This is a genomic window from Marichromatium sp. AB32 (assembly GCF_003718675.1).
Classification (GTDB): domain Bacteria; phylum Pseudomonadota; class Gammaproteobacteria; order Chromatiales; family Chromatiaceae; genus Marichromatium; species Marichromatium gracile.
On the sequence record NZ_RHFJ01000048.1, the window covers coordinates 1 to 21664 of the forward strand.

Here is a 21664-nt window from a genome sequence, read left to right on the forward strand (position 1 = left end):
CACGCCGGCAGCCGCCGCTCGACGGCGGCGGCGAAGCGCGCGGCGCCGGCGCGATAGCCGGGGCCACCGGCCGGATCGAGCCCGGCCATGCGCTCGGCCAGCGCCCGCGCCACCGTCACCATGCGCAGCGGATCGAGGTTGAGGTGCGGATTGCCGAGCGGGTGGACGTCACCGAGCGCGCGATCGGCCGGGGTGCCGACATCGAGCAGCGCGACCTGGGCGGCGGCCTCGAAATAGCCCGGAGTCTCGGGGCGGATCGCCGGGTTGGCGGCGCTGGCGATCGCCAGCGGCAACCAGCCGATCTCCAACTCGGCGCCGACCGCCACCACCAGGTCGGCGCGACGCAGCGCGCCGATCATGCTCGGGCGCGCCTGCAACCGGTGCAGGTCGCGCTCGGGCCCGGAGAGCACCGTCAGCGCGGTGTCCGCGCCGCCGACCGCGCGCACCAACGCACCCATGCTCGGGCTGGTGGCCACCACCTCGAGCGCCTGCGCCGGCAGCGCGACCAGGGCCGCGAGCAGCACGCCCGCGCGGATCATCAGGGATCTGTTCATGGCGTTCCTCCGGGGCATCAGAAGGCGTGGGCGCCGTGGCTGCCCATGCTCATCAGGAACTGCAGATAGAAGGCGTCGAAGCGCTCGCGCGTGTCCTCGGCCACCAGGATGTCGTTGCGGGCGTACTGCGCGCGCAACTGGGAGAACTCCGTCAACCCCCAGGTCAGCCCCAGGGTCCAGCGCTCGGAGCTGCCATAGTCGGCATCGGCGTCGCCGCCGACGCTGTTGGTCAGGCCGAGCACGTCATAGCGCAGCCCCAGGGTCCAGCGCGGCGCGATCCCGTAGGTGAGCTGGGCGTAGAGCCCGTCGGTGGTGAAGGTGCGCCGATCGCCGAGCTGCTCGGGATGGGCGCTGGCGATGATGTCGAGGTCCTTGATCGAACGCAGATACTCGCTCTGCAGCCGCAGGTCGCCCTTGCCGCCGTAGCCGGGCGCGTCATAGGCGTAGACCAGATCGACACCCCAGAGATCGGCGTCGCCGTCGAGCGCGGTCTGGTGCACCTCGGCGTCGTGGTCGTGGGTATGGGCGTGCAGCTCCTGCTGACGGTCGCCATGGGCGAAGGAGACGCCGAACTGCAGCGCGTGCTGGTCGCCGAGGTCGGGGGCGATCTTGGCGAAGGCGGTCCACAGCCGCGGGCCGTCGCCGGCCTCGTCGAGCCCGAGCGCCTCCAGGGTCTCGTCGCCGAAGGTGGCGCCGAAGCGCTCCTGATCGCCCTGCAGCGCCTCGACCCCGACCAGGGTGTAGACCGGCAGCGCCGGCAGCCAGGTCAGCTGCACCCCGGTGTCCTGCAGACCGTGCACCCCGAGCAGATTGAGATAGGGCAGGTTCTGGTCGACGAAGGCCCACTGGTGCGGGTGCTGGGCGTTGGCATAGCCGAAGCCGCTGAGGAAGCGTCCAGCCTTGACCCGCAGCCCGTGCGGCAGCGCGCGGGTCTGCAGATAGGCCTCCTCGAGTTCGACGTTGCCGTCGCTGTCGACGGCCATGTGCATGGCGGCATCGAAATAGGGGTCGATGGTCGCGGCGAAGCTCAGCTCGGCCTCACGCATGTTGAAGCCGTTGTCGAAGGTGCCGTGGCTGTGACCGGCGTGGTCGTGATCGTGATGATCACCACCGGAGGGCTGGAAGGCCTGGCCGACCAGGCCCGAACCCTCGCCGTCGAGGTCGTCGTGATAGTAGTTGCCGTCGAGGATCACCGAGATCTGCGGATTGAAGGCATTGGCCGCGCTCAGCGCGCCACGGGTCGGCGCGGGTGTCGGCGCCTGGTGCACCACGGGCGCGCGCATCGGACGCGAGCCGGTGTCACCGGGGGGGAGGGCCGCCCGTGGCGGCGTGCGCGACTCGGCCTCGGCGAGACGGCGTTCGAGCGACTGGATACGGGTCTCGTACTGGTCCTTCATCGCCTCGATCATCGCGCGCAGCTCGGCGATCTCGGCATCATCGGTCGTGGCTGTGGCACACAGCGGCAGCAGCAGCGCGAGCGCGCCCGCCCCGCCACGCAGCAGGTTCGGTGTGGACATGGCTTCGGTTCCTGATCATTGGGTGGAGCACAAGGACGCCAACGGTCACCAGCGGGTGATCGAAAACGTCACAGCGATCAACAGCGAACCGAGCCGGGGGGCGCGCGAGCGCGCTGAGGCAGGAAGGAGCATGCGCCCGGCCAGACGAGTGGCGCCGAGCACAGCCGCCCGATCTCACGCGGGCGGACCTGATACAGCGACGGCGGCGCGGCCCCGAGCGGCGAGCCGATCCCGACACCCCCCAGACAGATCAGGCAGGGGCCATCGTGATCGTGGACCAGGTGCTCGAGCTGATGCGCCGCCAGCGCCGTCTGCGTCCACAGCAACACAACACCGAGCAGCAACGCAGCCAATGGGGCACGCGCACGACGGGGTTGTGGATGGACCGGAGACGGCATGGAAGAGGCGTTGACAAATCGCAAGACAGAACGCGGGACGTTATAGCATTACACTCACTGCGTGCAAGTCGGTGCGGAGATTCAAGCCGCCAGGAGATTGAACCGCAAAGCCGCAAAGGACGCGAAGAAAGCGACCAGCCTCCAGCAAGCAGCCTCCAGTGTCGGTGTGCGGTCGATCGCGACGCGACGAGACAGCCCCGCCCCATCACTGGCGGCTGGAAGCCTTTCTCCATCTTCGCGCTCTTGGCGGCTTGGCAGTTCAATGAAGATAGAACCGCAAAGACTCAAAGGACACGAAGAGAGCGACCAGCCTCCAGCAAGCAGCCCCCAGTGTCGGTGTGCGGTCGATCGCGACGCGACGAGACAGCCCCGCCCCATCACTGGCGGCTGGCGGCTGGAAGCCTTTCTCCATCTTCGCGCTCTTTGCGGCTTTGCGGTTCAATCCCGCTGGTCGCTGGTCGACAGCTAGATACACGTTTCGCGACGATTGACAACCCGCAATCGAAGGGAAGATAATTAACTGTTTTTAAAGACGGTTTCCATGTCTTCCCAGCGTGCAACCGCTCAACGCGTCCGCGTCGAGTTCCTCGCCTTGATCGCCCTGGCCTGGCCGATCCTCATCACCCAGCTCTCGCACACCGCGATGGGTTTCGTCGACACCCTGATGGCCGGTCGGGTCGGGGCGCGCGATCTCGCCGCGGTGGCGCTCGGCAACTCGGTGTGGATCCCGGTCTTCCTGCTGATGAACGGGGTGCTGATGGCCACCACCCCCAAGGTCGCCCACCTCGTCGGCGCCGGGCGACTGGGCGCGACCGGGCCGCTGGTGCGCCAGGCGCTGTGGCTGGCGCTCGCGCTGGGAGCACTCGCCGCCGCGGTGCTGGCCTCGGCGCAACCTCTGCTGGAGGTGATGCGAATCGACCCCGAGCTGATCGCCCCGACCATGGGCTATCTGCAGGCGGTCGCGTTCGGCTTCCCGGCGGCGGCGCTGTTTCAGGTGCTGCGCGGCTTCTGCGACGGGCTCGGACAGCCGCGTCCCTACATGGTGCTCGGACTGCTCGGGCTGCTGCTCAACATCCCGGCCAACCATGTCTTCATCCACGGTGGCTGGTTCGGGCTGCCGGCGCTCGGCGGCGTCGGCTGCGGCTGGGCCACGGCGCTGGTGATGTGGTTCATGCTCGCCGGTTTGGCGCTCTGGATCGCGCTCGCGCCGCGCTATCATCGCTACGCCCCCTTCGCCCGGATCGAGCGCCCCGACCCCGCCACCCTCGGCGCGCTGCTCGCGCTCGGTGTGCCGATCGGCATCGCGGTATTCGCCGAGGCCAGCATCTTCGCCGTCATCGCCTTGCTCATCGGTGGTCTCGGACCGGTGGTGGTGGCCGGACACCAGGTCGCGCTCAACTTCTCCACCCTGATCTTCATGGTGCCCCTGTCGCTGTCGATGGCGACCACGGTGCGAGTCGGTCAGGCGCTCGGACGCGGCTCGATCCGGGAGGCGCGCTTCAGCACCCGGGTCGCGCTGGGCACGGCGCTGACCCTGGCCTGCTGCTCGGCCGTGCTGATCCTGCTCGGGCGCGACTGGGTCGCACGGCTCTACACCCCGGACCCGGCGGTGATCGCCGTGGCCACCCAGCTGATCGTCTATGCCGCGCTCTACCAGCTCTCCGACGCCGTCCAGGTGACCGCCGCCGGCGCCCTGCGCGGCTACCAGAATACCCGCACGCCGATGATCATCACCCTGATCGCCTACTGGGCCATCGGCCTGCCGATCGGCTACAGCCTCGCGCTCACCGATCTGTTCGGCCCGGCACGCGGACCGGCCGGTCTGTGGCTGGGACTACTCGCCGGCCTGACCGCCGCGGCGGTAATGCTCGGCATCACCCTGGTCGCCACCGCACGACGACGACAGCGGTTGGTCCCGGCCCTGCAGTAGCCGACAGCCGACAGCCGACAGCCGACAGCCGACAGCCGACAGCCGCCGGGAGATTGAACCGCAAAGCCGCAAAGTGCGCGAAGATGAAGAAAGGCTTTCAGTTGCCAGCCTCCAGTGAGGGGGTTGGGTTGTCTCGTCGCGTCGCGGTTGACCGTACGCCGACACTGGAGGCTGTTTGCTGGATGCTGATCGCTTTCTTCGCGTCCTTTGCGGCTTAGCGGTTCAATCCCGCTGGTCGCTGGTCCCCCTTCTCGCCCATGTTTGTCCTGGATCACTGGTGAGTGTGATCTTTCTGGACTACGCTTAGAGATTAGCCTCTGGTGGACAGGATTCGACCAATCCGTCTCACGGGCTTGTATCTCAGTGACCTAGCGCAACTCGTCACAACTTATCCACAGGACGAACCACAGGGTCTGGGGACAAGCCGAGCGGCCGCCCCGCCCGCGCATCGAGGAGGCACCGCGCATGACCTGGAAGACGCGACACCGCTCCTTCTACTACGCCAAGGCGCCCGCACCGGAACTCCCGCCGCTCACCCCCGAGGAGACCGCGCTGCTCTGCATCGACGTGCAGAACTACGGCATGGTGCTCGCCGACGACCCCGAAGAACGCGCCCGCTGGGCCCCCTTCCAGCAACGCATGCGCGAGACCCTGATCCCCAACCTTCGCGCCCTCCAGCAACGCTTCCGCACCGCCGGGATCGACGTCATCCACGCCCGCATCGCCTGTCTGCTCGAGGACGGTCGCGATCGCTCGCTGAGCCAAAAGCTGCCGGGCTGGAACAACCTGCTGATGCCGCTCGACACCGAGGCCTCGCAGATCGTCCCCGAGCTGGCCCCGGAACCGGGCGAGATCGTCGTCACCAAGACCACCGACAGCGCCCTCACCGGGACCAACCTGCGTCTGGTGCTCAACAACATGGGCATCCGCAACGTCATCGTCACCGGCGTCTACACCGACCAGTGCGTCTCCTCGACGGTGCGCAGCCTCGCCGACGAGAGCTTCCACGTCATCCTCCTCGAGGACTGCTGCGCCGCCGGCACCGACAGCCTGCACCAGCACGAGCTGGAGATCCTCAACATGATCTACTGCCAGGTGATGCGCAGCGACGAGCTGCTCGAGGAGATGGGGCTCGGCTGAACCGCCGGCCGAAGAGATTGAACCGCAAAGCCGCAAAGGACGCGAAGGGATAAAGCGGTAAGCATCCAGTCGTCAGCTACCAGCGGGACGTCTTCTCTCGCCATCGCGGCAGTATGCACGCCACTGTCGCCAAACCATGACGTTGGCCCTCCCCACTGGAGGCTGTCAGCTGGCCGCTGGAGGCTGAAAAATGAGCGATCAGCTTTCAGCGGTCAGCCACGCTTCTCCACTGGAGGCTGTCGGCTGGCCGCTGGAGGCTGAAAAATGAGCGATCAGCTTTCAGCGGTCAGCCACGCTTCTCCACTGGAGGCTGTCGGCTGGCCGCTGGAGGCTGATCCAGGACGAGACGGTGCTTTCCTCAGTTACACACCATCGCCTTCTGCTCGACGGGGTCGCCGTCGTTGAAGCTGTACTTGAAGGTGCCGGGCGAGCCCCAGTTGGTCGCCACCAGCATGCCGCCCAGCCCCTCGCCGGAGAAGTCGAAGCGGATCGAGCAGGCGTCCATGGTGCACATGTAGTACCAAGGGCCGCTGATCTCGGTCTCGATCGGCGCGAAGCCCTGCACCGAGCCCCAGGTCACCTTGCCCGTGCCCATCGCCTTGTGCTCGGGCTGGGAGTCGACCACCACCTCGATGGTCAGCTCCGGCGCACCGGTCATCCCCGGCGGGATGTCGCTGCCATAGCAGGCGCGAAAGGCGTTCACCCCCTTCTCCATGTCCTCGGCGAGCGCCGCCCCCGAGGCGGTACAGACCAGGGCCATCGCCGCCACTGTGCTGAAGGTCTTCATCCCGGTTCCTCCATTGCGATCGTCGTGAGCGCCGGGACGATCCCGGACGCTGGTTGCACGGTGACAGGCCGATGGCCGTGCATCAACCCACGGGAACCGACCTGACCTGACCGGTTCTGACCAAGGCCTCAGGCCCGCATCAACGGGGTGGCGAAGGCATAGCCGACACCATGCTGGGTGAGGATGGGGCTCGGCCCAGGATGGTGGCCGGCGATCTTGCGACGGGTACGGCGCACCAGGGTCTCGAGCGCGCGCTCGGCGCTCTCGTCGCGCCGCGCATAGAGCCGGTCGAGCAGCTCACAGCGACGCACCGCGGCACCCGCCCCGGGCGAGAGCAGGTCGAGCAGCTGACACTCGCGCGGACTGAGTTCCAGGGTGCCGGCACCGGGGATCGCCAGCGCCCGCCGATGCACCAGCAGACGCCAGCCGACGAGACGCTGCGCCGCGGCACGCAGCTGGGCATGACGCCGCGCCAGGCTGGAGACGGCGACGGCCAGCTCCTGTGCATCGACCGGCGTCTGCAGGAACAGATCGGCCCCGGCCTGATAGCAATCGACCCGGATCTCGACCCCGCTGCGCGCGCCGATGGCAACGATGGCGCTGGTGGTCTGGCGTCTGGCGTAATCGATCAACACCTGTCCCGGCTGATCCGGCAACGCGAGGTCGACGACCACCACGGCGAAGCTCTGCTCGCTGAGTTGACGATAGAAGGACAGTCCGTCGGGCGCGGTTGCGACCGTACAGCCGGCGTCCCCGAGGGCATTGGCGAGGGAGGTCCGCAGCTCGGCGTCCCCCTCGACCAGGATCACGCAAGTCGGCTCAGTCATCTCGATCCTCCCTGTGTTCGATCCGTCCCGGGTACTGATACAGCTCACGGAGACTGATTGGTGATGAGGTGATCATTCATGGGGCCAGTCCCCTGATCCTCAAGCACTATCTGACCAATGACCAGACCCCGGCGCCGGCCCCGTCGAGTGGACGCAGACGCTGTCGCGCCGTCGGCGCGCTGTCGTGACGCATCAGCTCGAAGAGATCGTGCAGCAACGCCTCGGCCTGGGCGAAATAACCGTGACCGAGCAGGTCGAGGTCGAAGTCGGGCACGGCCACCGTGTCCACCCCGGGCACCACCGTATAGGGCTCGAAATAGCCCGCACGCGGCGCACCGTGGAGTCTGGAGGAGAGGTGCACCGCACGATCGGCGGCGGAGGCATAGAGCGTGGTGCGCTCGCTGTGACGCGGATAGAGCCTGGCGAGATCGAGGAAGAGATCGCGATCGACGTCGGGCGCGGCGAGGAACACCTGCGCGAAGCGCACCCCCGCCTCCCCGGCCTCTGCCGCGATCCGCTGCAACGCCCGCAACAGACCACGATTGCCCATGCTGTGCGCGACCAGATGCACCCGGTCGGTACCACAGTCGCGGGCGAACGCGACGAGGAAGTCGGCGATCAGTCGCTCGCTCGCCTCGATCGCCGCCTCGTCGGCGGGATAGGCCGCGAGCGTACCCTGCGAGGGCCAGCTGAAGAAGGCGGTGGCCGGCACCTTGAGGTCATAGCCGATCTGCGCGGCGCGGATCGCCGCCTCCTCGAAGCTGGTGTTGTAGCCGTGCAGATAGACCATTGCCTGGGCCTGCTCGCCGGCCTCGCGCGCCGCCGCCACGGTCGCCGCGACCTCGGCGAGGCAGGCCGCGGGCGTGCGCGACTCGACGGCGCGCAGCCGCAGTCGGTCGTCGCGCAGGTCGAGACGCAGCAACCGCGTCCAGAAACCACTGCCGGTCTCGCCGAAGCGATGCGCCTCGGGGACCTGGACCAGCGCCCGACCGTAGTGGACCCGGGTGTCGCGCTCGCCGCCATAGCCGCCCGCCCCGTCCGGGCGGCGGTTGGTGCCGAACCACACCGGATAGACCTCGCCGTTAGCCGGGGCGGCCGTGGTCATGGACCACGCCGGGATGCCGGCGCACTGGGGCGCCTCCCCCCTGTCGACGACGAAGTGTCTGTCATCGGTCGCAAGCGGCCATGACGACGCGCCGACATCACCCACCAGCCGCACGATGATGGGCGACTGTCGATCGAGGGCGGCCAGCAGCGCGCCGACCTGGCGTTCGGCCTCATCGAGCCACGCCGACTCGGCCATCAGCCGCTGACGGATCTCGAGCGCCAGGGCCTGCGCACCCGCACGATCGCCCCGACCGACGGCATCGGTCAGGGCCGCGAGCAATTCGGTGAGCGAGGGTTCGAGGGACGAGGGTTCCTGGTTCATGACGACCTCCTGATGCTGCCGATCCGCTGCGACACACCCCTGCACCAAGAAGCATAGTCGGACAGCGCCCGGCGACAGTCGTCAAGGCGTCGAGTCGCCACCCCGTGCTAGGGTCGCTGCTCCCTGCCAGCAACCGACGGAGCCGTCATGCACACCCATCTCGACTGTTATTCCTGCTTCCTGCGCCAGGCGCTGAGCGCGGCGCGGCGCGCCGGCGCCGATCAGGCGCTGCAGCACGCGATCCTGGTCGAGACCATGGCCGAGTTGCAGAGGCTGCCGCTCGACACCACGCCGCCACGGATGGCCGAGACCATCCACCGTCTGGTGCGCACCCGCACCGGCGCCGTCGATCCCTATCTCGCGGCCAAGCAGGAGGCGACGCGCCGCGCCCTCGACCTCTACCCACGGCTGATCGCCGCCATCGCCGCCTCGGCCGATCCGCTGGAGACGGCGGTGCGCGGCGCGATCGCGGGCAACATCATCGACTTCGGGGTGTTCGAGCACTACGACCTCGAGGCCACCCTCGATCGGGTGCTGCGCCAGCCCTTCGCCATCGACGACCTGGCGGTGCTGCGCGCCGCGCTCGCGCGCGTCGACCGGGTGCTCTATCTCGGCGACAACGCCGGCGAGACGGTGTTCGACCGCGCCCTGATCGAGCAGCTCGACCAGCCGGTGACCTATGTCTGCAAGGGCGGCCCGGCGATCAACGACGCCACCCTGGAGGACGCGCGCGCCGCCGGGCTCGACGGCTGCGCCAGCCTCGTCGACAACGGCTCGGACGCCGTCGGCACCTTGCTCGATCGCTGCTCGGACGAATTCCGCGCACGCTTCGCCGCCGCGCCGCTGATCATCGCCAAGGGTCAGGCCAACTACGAGAGCCTGAGCGAGGTCGAGGCGCCCATCGTCTTCCTGCTCCAGGCCAAGTGCGGGGTGATCGCCGACGACATCGGGGTGCCGACCGGCGGGTTGATCGTCAAGGCCGCGCCCGGGCTCGCGCGCTAGGCGCCCCGGACGCGGCCCCGCTCAGCGCAGCCCGCGCCGGTACCAGAGGGCGTAGGCCGCCGGCAGCAACAGCAGGCTGAGCAGCGGCGCGGTGATCATGCCGCCGACCATGGGCGCGGCGATGCGGCGCATCACCTCCGAGCCGACCCCGGCGCCGAGCATGATCGGCAGCAACCCGGCGAAGATGGTCGCCACCGTCATCGCCTTGGGACGGATGCGCAGCACCGCGCCCTCGATCAGCCCGGCGTGGAGCGCCGCGCGGTCATCGAGCCGTCCCTCGGCGCGGCGACGCGCGAGCGCCGCGTCGAGATAGACCAGCATCACCACGCCGAACTCCGCCGCCACCCCGGCCAGGGCGATGAAGCCCACCGCGACCGCCACCGAGAGGTTGTAGTCGAGCAGATAGATCAGCCACAGCCCGCCGACCAGCGCCAGCGGCAGCGAGCCGAGCACCAGCAGCGCCCGCCCGAGCGAGCCGAAGGCGAGATAGAGCAGCACCAGGATGATCGCCAGGGTCAGCGGCAGCACCTGCGCCAGCCGCGCCTGGGCGCGCTCCATCGACTCGTACTGGCCCGACCAGTCGAGCGCGTAGCCCGGCGGCAGCGCCAGCGCCTCCTGCACCCGCGCCCGCGCCTCGGCGACATAGCCGCCGAGATCACGGCCGCGGATGTCGACGAAGGTCCAGCCGGTGAGCCGCGCGTTCTCGCTCTTGAGCAGCGGCGGTCCGTCGACGATCACCACCTCGGCGACCTGCCCGAGCGCGACCTGCGCCCCGCTCGGGGTGACGATCGGAAGCTCCCGCAGCGCCTCGAGATCGGCGCGCCGATCGCGCGGGAAGCGCAGATTGACCGGATAGCGCTCCAGCCCCTCGACGGTGCGGGTGACCTCGATGCCGCCGATCCCGGCGGCCACCACCTGGTTGATGTCGTCGATGTTCAGCCCGAAGCGCGCGGCGGCCAGGCGGTCGGGGCGGATCTCGACATAGCGCCCCCCGGCGACGCGCTCGGAATAGGCCGAGACCGTGCCCTCGATCCCCATCAGGATCGGCTCCAACGCCCGGCCCAGTCGCTCGATCTCGGCCAGATCCGGCCCCGAGATCTTCACCCCGATCGGGGTCTTGATGCCGGTGGCGAGCATGTCGATGCGGGTCTTGATCGGCATCACCCAGGCGTTGGTCACGCCGGGCACCTGGACGCGTTCGTCGAGTTCGTCGATCAGCCGCGCGAGCGTCATCCCCTCGCGCCACGCCTCGCGCGGCTTGAGATGGATGAAGGTCTCGATCATGGTCAGCGGCGCCGGGTCGGTGGCGGTCTCGGCGCGCCCGACCTTGCCGAACACCCGCTCGACCTCGGGCACCGAGGCGATCAGCCGGTCGGTCTGCTGCAACAGCTCGCGCGCCTTGCCGATCGAGATCCCGGGCAGCGTGGTCGGCATGTACATCAGATCGCCCTCGTCGAGCTCGGGCATGAACTCCGAGCCCAACCCGCGATCCCAGCCGCCGATCACCGGCAGCGCGCCGAGATGCGCGCGCCAGCCCTCGGCAAGCGCCTGCTGCCACTGCCCCACCCGGACCTCGGCGCGTTCGGCGAGCGGGCTCTCGACCACCGCCGAGGCGAGCTGGAAGGGCCATTTGAGCGGTGCGAGCAGCCCGCCCACCCCGCCGAGCGGGATCAGACAGCTGTAGAGCAGCACCCCGGCGGCCACCAGCGTCGAGCGCGGGCGGCGCAGCACCGCGCCGAGCACGGGCCGGTAGCCGGCGATCAGCGCGCGGTTGAGCGGATTGGCCTGCTCGCGCGGGATGCGGCCACGCACCAGATAGCCCATCAGCACCGGCACCAGGGTGACGGCGAGCCCCGCCGCGGCGGCCATCGCATAGGTCTTGGTATAGGCCAGGGGCGCGAACAGTCGTCCCTCCTGCGCCTCGAGCGCGAACACCGGCAGGAAGCTCAGGGTGATGATCAACAGCGAGAAGAACAGCGCCGGTCCGACCTCGGTGGCCGCCTCGCCGATCACCCGCCAGTGGGTGGCGCGGTCGATCCCGGGGCCGGCGCGTTCGAGGTGCTTGTGGGCGTTCTCCACCATCACGATGGCGGCATCGACCATGGCGCCGATGGCGATGGCGATGCCGCCGAGCGACATGATGTTGGCGTTGACCCCCTGTGCGTTCATCACCAGGAAGGCGGCCAGCACCCCCAGCGGCAGGCTGACGATGGCCACCAGCGCCGAGCGCAGATGGACGAGGAAGAGCACGCAGACCAGGGCGACGACGACGAACTCCTCGACGAGCTTGTCGCCGAGGTTGTCGACGGCGGCGCGGATCAGCCGCGAGCGGTCGTAGGTCTCGACGATCTCCACGCCCTCGGGGAGCCCGGCGGCGAGCGCATCGAGCCGCGCCTCGACGGCGGCGATGGTGGCCAGCGCGTTCTCGCCCGAGCGCATCACCACGATCCCCCCGGTGACCTCGCCCTCGCCGTCGAGATCGGCCACCGCGCGGCGCATCTGCGGCCCGATCCGCACCCGCGCCAGATCGCGCAGCAGGATCGGGGTGCCGCCCTCGGTGGCGCCCAGCGGGATGGTCTCGATGTCCTCGACCCCGCGCAGATAGCCGCGGGTGCGGATCATGTACTCGGCCTCGGCCAGCTCCAGCACCGAGCCGCCGACCTCGGCATTGGCCGCGCGCAGCGCCTCGGCCACCCGCGCCAGCGGGATGCCGTAGGCACGCAACCGATCGGGATCGACCACCACCTGGTACTGGCGCACCATGCCGCCGACCGTGGCCACCTCGGCCACCCCCGGGACCGCCTGCAGCTCGAACTTGAGGAACCAGTCCTGGAGGCTGCGCAGCTCGGCGATGTCGTGCCGTCCGCTGCGATCGACCAGGGCATAGCTGTAGATCCAGCCGACCCCGGAGGCATCCGGCCCGAGCCGGGGCTGGACGCCCTCGGGGAGGCTCGCGGCGGCCTGGTTGAGATACTCGAGCACCCGCGAGCGGGCCCAGTAGAGATCGGTGCCGTCCTCGAACAGCACATAGACATAGCTGTCGCCGAAGAAGCTGTAACCGCGCACCACCTTGGCGCCGGGGACGGCCAGCATGGTGGTGGTGAGCGGATAGGTGACCTGCTCCTCGACCACCCGCGGCGACTGGCCGGGGAAGCTGGTGCGCACGATCACCTGCACGTCGGAGAGGTCGGGGATGGCATCGAGCGGGATGGTACGCAGCGCCTGCGCGCCCCAGACGGCGAGCGCCAGCGCGCCGAGCAGCACCAGCATCCGCCGGCGGATCGACCAGAGGATCACGGCCTTCATCGCGACACCTCCGGGCGGTGACGGGGATCAGTGACCGGCATGATCGTGCCCTCCCTGCGTCTGGCCCGAGAGCCGGTCGAGTCCGGCGCGCAGGCTCGATTCGGAGTCGAGCAGGAACTGCCCCGAGGTCACCACGCGATCGCCCGCGGCGAGCCCGGAGAGGATCTCGACCTCGCCGTCGCGCCGCATCCCCGCCACCACCTCGACCGGGGCGAAGCGCCCGTCGTCGAGCGCGCGCACCACGCGGGTGGCGGTGCCGGTCTCGATCAGCGCCTCGGCGGGGATCTTCAGCACATCGCGCCTGGGACCGCCGTAGATCACCACCTCGGCGAACATGTTGGGGCGCAGCAGACCCTCGGGGTTGTCGAACACCAACCGCACCCGCAGGGTGCGCGTCTGCGGATCGAGCGCCGGGTAGAGATAGTCGACCTCGCCCTCCCAACTGCGTCCGGGATAGGCCGGGACCCGGATCTCGGCGCCCTGGCCGGGGGCGATCCAGTCGATCTGGTGCTCGAAGACGTCGACCAGCACCCACACCCGGCTGAGATCGGCGATGGTGTACATGGCATCGGCGGCGGTGACGTACATCCCCTCGCGCGCCTTCATCTCGGTGACCACGCCGTCGATCGGCGCCAGCACCGGCACCGTCTGGCGGGTCTCGCCGCTGCGCTCGATGGCGCGGATGTCGGCCTCGGGGACATCGAGCAGACGGAGGATGTTGCGCGCCTGATCGACCCGCACCCGGGCCACGCCCTCGGGCTGGGGCGCGAGCGCGAGCAGGAAGTCGACCTGCGCGGAGAGGATCTCCGGGGCATAGAGCTCGGCAAGCTCCTGCCCGGCGCTGACCGGCTCGCCGAGGGCGCGCACGCTCAACCCCTCGATCCAGCCCGGCGCGCGCGGGTGGAGATGCGCCAGCCGGGTCTCGTCATAGCTGATCCGGCCCGGGGTGCGGACGTACTTCCACAGGGTGCCGCGCTCGACCGTGGCGGTGCGGACCCCGAGCGTCTGCGCCAGCCCCGGGGCGAGCCGCACCTCGGGTCCGCGCCCGGCCAGGGGATCGAGCGCCTTCTCCACCAGATCCATGCCGCAGATCGGGCAGGTGCCGGGGGCATCGCGCACGATCTGCGGGTGCATCGGGCAGACATAGCGGGTTTCGAGCGGTCGCGCGGCAGGCGCCTCCTCGGCGCCGTGGTCGTGCTCGGCTTGCGCCGGCGGCGGCGTGGTCGTGGGGGCGGCATCGCAACCGGCAAGCACCACCACCAATAGCGAGATCCAGAGACCGCGCGTCGGCGCGCCGCCTCCGCGGGATGGATGACGTCGATACATGGGTCACACCTCGAGGGACACGCACCGGGCGTGCCCCGCAAACACAGAACTGAATCGGCACGGGGTCGACGGGACCCCGCGATGGATCGGGTCGGTGTCAGTCGGTCCGCGGTGGACGCAGCAGGTGTTCGGGGTCGTGCAGATAGAAATGCGCGGGGGGGCGCGGCCGATGTACCGCGCCACGGTCGGCGAGCAGCAGCGGCGGGGTCGCCGGTGGCGCCTGCAGTACGCCGAGGGTGAGCGCCAGCGCGCACTTGGCGCAGTCGAAGGGGGAGCCCCCGCCCCCGGGCGCTGCGGGTTGTCGGTCGATCCCGCCTGCAGGCTGGAGGTGGCCGGGACAGGCGACCTCGGTGACGGGCGCACCGAGATGGAGACAATCGAGCGCGCGCGCGGCCACCGTCTGCGCCTGGAAGGCGAGCAGACAGAGCACCAGCAGCAGGGGGAGCGCGCGTCTGGATCGGTTCATGTCGCCTAACGTATCGCTCAGGCTCGTCTTTTTCAATCTGTCCCTTTCGTATTGAGCGAACTTCGCCTGCAGGGTCTAGACTTCAAGACGCCGCCCCGATCAATCGGGACGGGTTGCGATGACCGCAGGATGCCGAACGAAAACGCAGGGAGATGGCGTTGGTGACCGGGCCCACACGCGCCGCGGTCGAAGTACACACAGACGGCCAGCAGCCGTCGCGCCGATGACGACCAGAAGGGGGCGAACAGCGGCGATCATGAGCAGGAGCCGTACCATGACGCGACAGAGATCTTCCGTGCAGCCCGGTGTCTGGGACAACACCGGCGCAACCCCTATGGAGGGCGGCGTCAACTTCTGCGTCTTCTCGCGCTACGCCGAGTCCATGGAGCTGCTGCTGTTCGAGCGCGCCGACGACACCGAGCCCGACGAGGTCATCGCGCTCGACCCCAGGGTCAACCGGACCTTCTTCTTCTGGCACGTCTTCGTCGAGGACCTGCCCGACGGCACCTATTACAACTGGCGGGTACGCGGACGCTGCGACACCCGCGAGACCGGCTGTCGGCTCGATGGCGACAAGGCGCTGCTCGACCCCTGGGCGACCACCGTCAGCGACCTGCTGTGGGATCGCACCACCGCCTGTCGACCGGGCGACAACACCGCCACCGCGATGCGCGCGCAGGTGGTGCGCGACGGCTATGACTGGGAGGGCGACCATCCGCTGCACATCCCGCTCAATGCCTCGGTGATCTACGAGATGCACGTCGGCGGATTCACCCGTCACCCCAGCGCCGAGGTCGCGCACCCGGGCAGCTTCCTCGGGGTGATCGAGAAGATCCCCTATCTGCAATCGCTCGGCATCACCCATGTCGAGCTGATGCCGGTGATGGCCTTCGACACCCAGGACGTGCCCCCGGCGACCGCCGCGCGCGGGCTGGAGAACTTCTGGGGTTACAGCACCCACAGCTATTTCGCCCCCCACCCGGGCTTTGCCGTCGATGTCAGTCAGGCCCGCGACGAGTTCCGCAACCTGGTCAAGGCGCTGCATCGCGCCGGCATCGGGGTGATCATGGACGTGGTCTTCAACCACACCGCCGAGGGCGGCGAGGACGGCCCGGTCATCAGCTTCAAGGCGCTCGGCAACGAGATGTACTACCACCTCGACTTCATCGACCGGCGCCGCTATCGCGACTACACCGGTTGCGGCAACACCCTCAACTGCAACCACCCCATCGTCACCCGCTTTCTCATCGACTCGCTGCTCTACTGGAGTCGCGAGATGCACGTCGACGGCTTCCGCTTCGATCTCGCCAGCGCCCTGGCCCGGGGCGAGGACGGCAACCCGCAGTACCATGCCCCGGTGCTCTGGGCCATCGAGCTCTCCCCGGCGCTCAATCGCGCGCACATCATCGCCGAGGCCTGGGACGCCGCCGGGCTCTATCAGGTCGGCGACTTCCCCGGCTACCGCTGGGCGGAATGGAACGGACGCTATCGCGACGTGATCCGCGGCTTCGTGCGCGGCGACCCCGGGCTGGTGGCCGAGGTCGCCACCCGCATCGCCGGCTCCAGCGATCTCTACGAGAGCCGCGCCCGGCTGCCGACCAACAGCATCAACTTCGTCTCCTGCCACGACGGCTTCAGCCTCTACGACCTGGTCAGCTACGACCACAAGCACAACGAGGCCAACGGCGAGGACAACCGCGACGGCCATGACCACAACCTGAGCTGGAACTGCGGCGTCGAGGGCCCCACCGACGACCCCGCCATCCTCGCCCTGCGTCGGCGTCAGGCGCGCAACTTCATCGCCATCCTGATGCTCAGCCAGGGGGTGCCGATGCTCCACGCCGGCGACGAACTGCTGCGCACCAAGCAGGGCAACAACAACACCTACTGCCAGAACAACCCGCTCGGCTGGATCGACTGGCGCATGCACGACGACAGCGCCGCCATGCTCGACTTCGTGCGCGCCATGATCGCGCTGCGCCGCCGTCACCCGGCGCTGTGTCGCAACCGCTTCTTCACCGGCGAGCGCGCACCCGGACACGCCCTGCCCGACATCCGCTGGCATGGGGTCGGACTCGAACAGCCGAACTGGGACGCGCCCGGCAACCACGCCCTCGCCTTCACCCTTGACGGACTTGAAGAGGGCGAGTCGCCCCTGCATGTCATGCTCAACATGGGCAGTGAGCCGCTCGAGTTCGCGCTGCCGCCGATCGCCGGCATGACCTGGTACCTGGCGCTGGACACCGCCCGCGAACCCTGGGTATTCGACCCCGGCGCACAACCGCCGATCGAACAACCGCGGCTGCGCGTGGAGGCGCACGCGGTGGTGGTGCTCGAGGGCTTCTTCCACTGATCACGACTGCCAACGGAGGCGCAACGATGCAACTCGGAATGATCGGACTCGGCCGCATGGGCGCGAACATGGTGCAGCGCCTGCTCGCCGCCGGCCACCAGTGCGTGGTCTACGATCGCGACCCGGCGGCGGTCGCCGCCCTGGTCGAGCACGGCGCGAGCGGCGCGGCGGACATCGCCGAGCTGTGCGCCCAACTCGCCGCCCCCCGCCATGTCTGGATCATGGTCCCGGCGAGCGTGGTCGACTCGGTGATCGACGTGCTCGAACCCCAGCTCGAGACGGGGGACGCGATCATCGACGGCGGCAACTCCAACTACCGCGACGACATCGCCCATGCCGCACGGCTCGCGCCTGCGGGCATCCACTTCATCGACTGCGGCACCAGCGGCGGGGTGTGGGGACGCGAGCGCGGCTACTGCCTGATGGTCGGCGGCGCGGCCGAGGCCGTCGCCCGACTCGAACCCATCCTCGCCGATCTCGCCCCCGGCCCCGGCGACATCCCCCGCACCGCCGGGCGCGAGGGTCCGCCGCGCGGCGCCGAGCTGGGCTATCTCCACTGCGGACCGAGCGGCGCCGGACACTTCGTCAAGATGGTCCACAACGGTATCGAATACGCCCTCATGGCCGCCTATGCCGAAGGGTTCAACCTGCTGCGTCACGCCGGCGCCGGGCGCGCCGAGCGCGCCACCGACGCCGAGACCGCGCCCCTGGCCAACCCCGAGCACTACCAGTACGACATCGACCTGGCCGAGGTCGCCGAGCTGTGGCGGCGCGGCAGCGTGGTCTCCTCCTGGCTGCTCGATCTCACCGCCAACGCGCTCGCCGAGGACGCCGAACTCGGCAACTTCAGCGGACGGGTGTCGGACTCCGGCGAGGGACGCTGGACCAGCATCGCCGCGATCGAGACCGGCACCCCGACCCCGCTGCTCACCACCGCGCTCTACGAGCGCTTCAACTCCCAGGGCGAGGCCGAGTTCGCCAATCGCATCCTCTCGGCGATGCGCTACCAGTTCGGCGGTCACCACGAGAAGTCCGCCTGAGCGCCCGCCCATCAAGGAGCGATCCCCATGCAACAACGACTGACCTCCGACAACGCCCCGCCGGCGCCACCGAACGTGATGATCATCTTCGGCGCCGGCGGCGACCTCACCCGGCGCAAGCTGGTCCCGGCGCTCTATCACCTCTCGCGCGGCGGGCTGCTGCCCGAGACCTTCGCGGTGCTCGGGGTCGACCGCCTCGAACTCGACGACGCGGCCTTCCGCGACCGCATGGCCGAGGCGGTGCGCAACCACGTCGGCGCGGCCTGGGATCAGGACGTCTGGGAGCGGCTGTGCGAGCGCATCCACTACATGCGCTGCAACATCACCGAGCGCGAAAGCTATGTCGCGCTCTGCGAGCGGCTCACCCGGATCGACGCCGAGCGCGGCACCGACGGCAACTATCTGTTCTATCTCGCGGTACCGCCGGCGCTGTTCGGCGACATCACCCGGCTGCTCGGCGCCGTCGGTCTCACCACCGAGACCCCGGACGACTGGCGCCGGGTGATCATCGAGAAGCCCTTCGGCGACGACCTGGAGTCGGCCCGGGCGCTCAACCGGCTGCTCCACCAGAACCTCGACGAGGAGCAGATCTATCGCATCGATCACTACCTCGGCAAGGAGACGGTGCAGAACATCATGGTGTTCCGCTTCGCCAACGCCTTCATCGAGCCGCTGTGGAACCGCCAGCACATCGATCACGTGCAGATCACCGTCGCCGAGTCCGTCGGGGTCGAGCACCGCGGCGAGTACTACGAAAAGGCCGGCGCGCTGCGCGACATGATCCCCAACCACCTGCTGGTACTGCTCGGCTTCCTGGCGATGGAACCACCCAACTCGTTCGACTCAGAGGCGGTACGCGACGAGATCAACAAGGTGCTCGACGCACTCCAGCCGCTCACCCCCGAGCAGGTCCTCACCCACGCCGTGCGCGGTCAGTACGGCGAGGGGCGGATGCCGAGCGGCGAACAAGTCCAGGCCTACCGCACCTCGCCCGGGGTGGCGCCCAACTCGCGCACCGAGACCTTCGCCGCGCTCAAGCTCAGCATGGACAACTGGCGCTGGGCCGGGGTGCCCTTCTATCTGCGCACCGGCAAGCGGCTCAACGCCCAGTACACCGAGGTCGTCATCCAGTTCAAGCGCGCCCCCAAGATCATGTTCAAGGACACCGATGTCGACCAGCTCGACCCCGACATGCTGGTGCTGCGCATCCAGCCCAACGAGGGCATCCAGATGAGCTTCGGCGCCAAGGTCCCCGGGCCCAAGATGCGCGTCGGCACCGTCAACATGGACTTCTGCTACGCCGACTACTTCGGCAACGCCCCGGCCACCGGCTACGAGACCCTGATCTACGATTGCATGCACGGTGACGCCACCCTGTTCAAGCACGCCGACACCGTCGAGAAGGGCTGGGAGATCGTCGAGTCGGTGCAGGACGTGTGGTCGGCACTACCGGCGCGCGACTTCCCCAACTACGCTGCCGGCACCTGGGGCCCCGCCGCCGCCGGCGACCTGCTGCGCAACGACGGCCGACGCTGGCGCCGCATCCTCACGCCCGGGGCGGATTCGACGAGTTGAGCGCCAGCGGCTGAAGACGCTTGAACCGTAAAGAAAGCGGCCAGCCTTCAGCAAACAGCCCCCAGTGTCGGTCAGCGCTTCCCGACCCGCGAGGCGATGCGCGCTACGGCCTTCGGAGGTCTTCTACAACCGCAAGCGACTGCACTCGACACTCGGCTATCGCAGTTCATGCAACAGTGGGAGGCGAACCAGCGCCGCGACCAAGCGGTCGCATGAGACCAACTCCTTGGGGGACGAAAAAACAGGGAAACCTCATTAGGCATAGAGCGCCATCTCTAAACTAGCCGGGGTTTCGCCAACTACCTTGAACCCATGGCGCTCATAAAAGCGCCTTGCCGGCGCGTTGATTTTGAAAACCTGCAATTTGACTCCGAGATGCTGCTTCGATGCAGAGGAGATAATCCGCTTCAAAATGTTTGCTCCAAGACCCTTCTTTTGATGCTCCGGAGCGATTAAAAGCATTCGGATGTAGAGTTCATCACTATGCTTCTCTACTTGAACATAACCTATCGGTTGACTTTCGCGTAAAACCACCGTTATCTGCTCTGGATCAACGTGCTCTGAAAAATCATCTTTCTGCCATCGACTATCCCAGCCCCAGATCTGTTCGATGTACCCACCCATCACTGCTTGGTATAGCTCGAACAATTGCGCTTGATCCTCAGGATTTGCAGGTCGGAAGGAATATTCCATTTTCATATTAGTCTTAACGTAAAGCTAACCGGCGTTGCGCGGCTTTATCGCGCAGCGTCCAGCGACCGAAGGGAGCAATGTTGAGCGCTATATTAGGTTTCTTCTACAATACGCACTACCGCTGACTTATTCCCAGGCCTTGAGCTTCCAAGCATAGGAGGGTATTTGCTGTGCAATAGGTTTTAAAACGCTTGGTATTTTCCAACCAGTATTGCTAATAATATCAGCACTTTACCCTTAATACTTTGAACGCTCGGCAGATTTATATTCCCATTCCCGTGACCATTGATCTGGAAGTATCTTCAAGCCAACGTGGAGCGGCAAGGATGCCTTTCCCCATCTGCAGCCGACGACTGAGTGATTAGCAAGGCTTCCGACAAGTCAATTTGTTCCGAACATGTCGTTGAGTACTTGGCAGCCATTAGTTGTTGCGACGCTGCGTAAAAGTTTTTAACGATTGAGCATGTGTCCGTAGGCATCATGAAACGCGACCGCCTTGGAGTGCAACGTAAAGGCGGTCCGGTGCAGGCCCGTAGGGCCGAAACGAAATCTAAACATTTTCAGAAATGTTTGTTCTGATTTCGCGCTTCAAAATCTTCTTCGGCCGCTTTAAGCAAAGTCTCTATGGCTGAAAAATGCCATACTCTGCCCAAATCTGACTCAGGATTTACCCTTCCCGAATAGATACCCAAAAACTCCCACGCAACGTCAGCAGACAAGTTTACAGACACGCGTCCGCCTCTGATTCTTCTATATCCAGACGTTCGAAAAGCTATAACTGGAGACCCTGATTGACCCTGCCTTGTTCTACAATCAACCAAGAATACCGGATTTTCTTTTGAGACCAAACTTAATTCCTGCGCAAGAAATCCTGTTGCCCAAACAGGCAGCTTCCCGCTTGTGGAAATACCGAATGGAAATCCGATTACACTAACTGGTTCCGCAGGACTGACGACCATCTCTTTTCTATCTAGATCTGTTTCTAGATAGTAGGGTAACCTCAAGACATCGCTGCCCCATTTTAGGTTCTGTCCCCTTCCCCAAAAATAGGTCCAGCGAAAAGTAGAGACCGAGGGCATGATGGTGGCCGAGCAGAGGAGAGCCCACATGCGCAAGAGCAAGTACAGCGAGCAGCAGATCGTTGACGCACTGCGTCGCGCTGAGTCTGGATTAGCCGTCAAGGACGTGTGCCGGGAGCTGGGCGTCAGCGCGGCGACCTTCTATCAATGGCGCTCGAAGTACGGGGGGATGGAGGCTTCGGACCTGAAGCGGCTGCGCGCGCTGGAGGAGGAGAATCGCCGGCTCAAGCACATGTACGCGG

The 21664-nt window shown here is 67.4% G+C and carries 16 protein-coding genes; 7 read left to right on the top strand and 9 right to left on the bottom strand.

Annotated elements, in window-relative coordinates; all coding sequences use genetic code 11:
• Positions 1-554, bottom strand: a 554-nt coding sequence (locus EBL85_RS13070; protein ID WP_190288083.1) for a metal ABC transporter solute-binding protein, Zn/Mn family, incomplete at its 3' end; no start/stop codon positions are given.
• Positions 555-571: 17 nt separating this feature from the next.
• Positions 572-2071 (bottom strand): TonB-dependent receptor, encoded by a 1500-nt coding sequence (locus EBL85_RS13075; RefSeq protein ID WP_123143133.1) that lies wholly within the window; start codon positions 2069-2071, stop codon positions 572-574.
• 939 nt (positions 2072-3010) lie between these two features.
• Here EBL85_RS13075 and EBL85_RS13085 point away from each other — a divergent pair.
• Both EBL85_RS13085 and EBL85_RS13090 read left to right on the top strand, forming a co-directional pair.
• Positions 3011-4399 carry an MATE family efflux transporter gene (locus EBL85_RS13085; protein WP_123143134.1) on the top strand — a complete coding sequence of 463 codons (1389 nt, stop codon included), beginning with the start codon at positions 3011-3013 and terminating at the stop codon, positions 4397-4399.
• Positions 4400-4864: 465 nt separating this feature from the next.
• Positions 4865-5539: a cysteine hydrolase family protein gene (locus EBL85_RS13090; protein ID WP_123141610.1), complete on the top strand. Its 675-nt coding sequence runs from the start codon at positions 4865-4867 to the stop codon at positions 5537-5539.
• A gap of 358 nt (positions 5540-5897) precedes the next feature.
• Here the strand turns inward: EBL85_RS13090 and EBL85_RS13095 are convergent, their stop codons facing one another.
• The 3 genes from EBL85_RS13095 to EBL85_RS13105 all read right to left on the bottom strand — a co-directional run bounded on the left by EBL85_RS13095 (position 5898) and on the right by EBL85_RS13105 (position 8582).
• A complete protein-coding gene (locus EBL85_RS13095) occupies positions 5898-6326 on the bottom strand; it encodes a DUF1842 domain-containing protein (RefSeq protein ID WP_123143135.1) in 429 nt (142 codons plus the stop codon).
• A 128-nt stretch (positions 6327-6454) separates the two neighbouring features.
• The gene (locus tag EBL85_RS13100; protein ID WP_123143136.1) at positions 6455-7153 is read right to left on the bottom strand and encodes a response regulator transcription factor; all 699 of its coding nucleotides are present in this window, start codon (positions 7151-7153) and stop codon (positions 6455-6457) included.
• Positions 7154-7259: 106 nt separating this feature from the next.
• Positions 7260-8582 (bottom strand): alpha/beta hydrolase, encoded by a 1323-nt coding sequence (locus EBL85_RS13105; protein WP_123143137.1) that lies wholly within the window; start codon positions 8580-8582, stop codon positions 7260-7262.
• A 147-nt stretch (positions 8583-8729) separates the two neighbouring features.
• Between EBL85_RS13105 and EBL85_RS13110 the strand changes: the two genes are divergently transcribed.
• Positions 8730-9584, top strand: coding sequence for a DUF89 domain-containing protein (locus EBL85_RS13110; RefSeq protein ID WP_123143138.1), 855 nt, complete (start codon positions 8730-8732; stop codon positions 9582-9584).
• 21 nt (positions 9585-9605) lie between these two features.
• Here EBL85_RS13110 and EBL85_RS13115 read toward each other — a convergent pair whose 3' ends face one another.
• From EBL85_RS13115 to EBL85_RS13125, 3 genes are all read right to left on the bottom strand, one after another.
• Complete coding sequence (locus tag EBL85_RS13115; RefSeq protein WP_123143139.1) at positions 9606-12890, bottom strand: efflux RND transporter permease subunit; 3285 nt, start codon at positions 12888-12890, stop codon at positions 9606-9608.
• A gap of 27 nt (positions 12891-12917) precedes the next feature.
• A complete protein-coding gene (locus EBL85_RS13120; RefSeq protein ID WP_123143140.1) occupies positions 12918-14216 on the bottom strand; it encodes an efflux RND transporter periplasmic adaptor subunit in 1299 nt (432 codons plus the stop codon).
• A 97-nt stretch (positions 14217-14313) separates the two neighbouring features.
• Entirely contained in the window at positions 14314-14682 is a 369-nt protein-coding gene (locus tag EBL85_RS13125) for a hypothetical protein (RefSeq protein ID WP_123143141.1), read from the bottom strand.
• A gap of 274 nt (positions 14683-14956) precedes the next feature.
• Between EBL85_RS13125 and glgX the strand changes: the two genes are divergently transcribed.
• Genes glgX through zwf form a run of 3 tightly spaced genes read left to right on the top strand, consistent with a single transcriptional unit; the run spans position 14957 to position 19650 of the window.
• The gene (glgX, locus tag EBL85_RS13130) at positions 14957-17035 is read left to right on the top strand and encodes a glycogen debranching protein GlgX (protein WP_123141602.1); all 2079 of its coding nucleotides are present in this window, start codon (positions 14957-14959) and stop codon (positions 17033-17035) included.
• A 26-nt stretch (positions 17036-17061) separates the two neighbouring features.
• Positions 17062-18075: a phosphogluconate dehydrogenase (NAD(+)-dependent, decarboxylating) gene (gene gnd, locus EBL85_RS13135; RefSeq protein WP_123143142.1), complete on the top strand. Its 1014-nt coding sequence runs from the start codon at positions 17062-17064 to the stop codon at positions 18073-18075.
• 27 nt (positions 18076-18102) lie between these two features.
• Positions 18103-19650 carry a glucose-6-phosphate dehydrogenase gene (gene zwf, locus EBL85_RS13140; protein WP_123143143.1) on the top strand — a complete coding sequence of 516 codons (1548 nt, stop codon included), beginning with the start codon at positions 18103-18105 and terminating at the stop codon, positions 19648-19650.
• Positions 19651-19905: 255 nt separating this feature from the next.
• On the opposite strand, the gene EBL85_RS13145 is transcribed toward zwf, so the two are convergent.
• Positions 19906-20343 (bottom strand): GNAT family N-acetyltransferase, encoded by a 438-nt coding sequence (locus tag EBL85_RS13145; protein WP_190288084.1) that lies wholly within the window; start codon positions 20341-20343, stop codon positions 19906-19908.
• A 1107-nt stretch (positions 20344-21450) separates the two neighbouring features.
• Between EBL85_RS13145 and EBL85_RS13155 the strand changes: the two genes are divergently transcribed.
• Positions 21451-21664: transposase (locus EBL85_RS13155; protein WP_190288085.1), on the top strand; the 214-nt coding region annotated here is incomplete at its 3' end.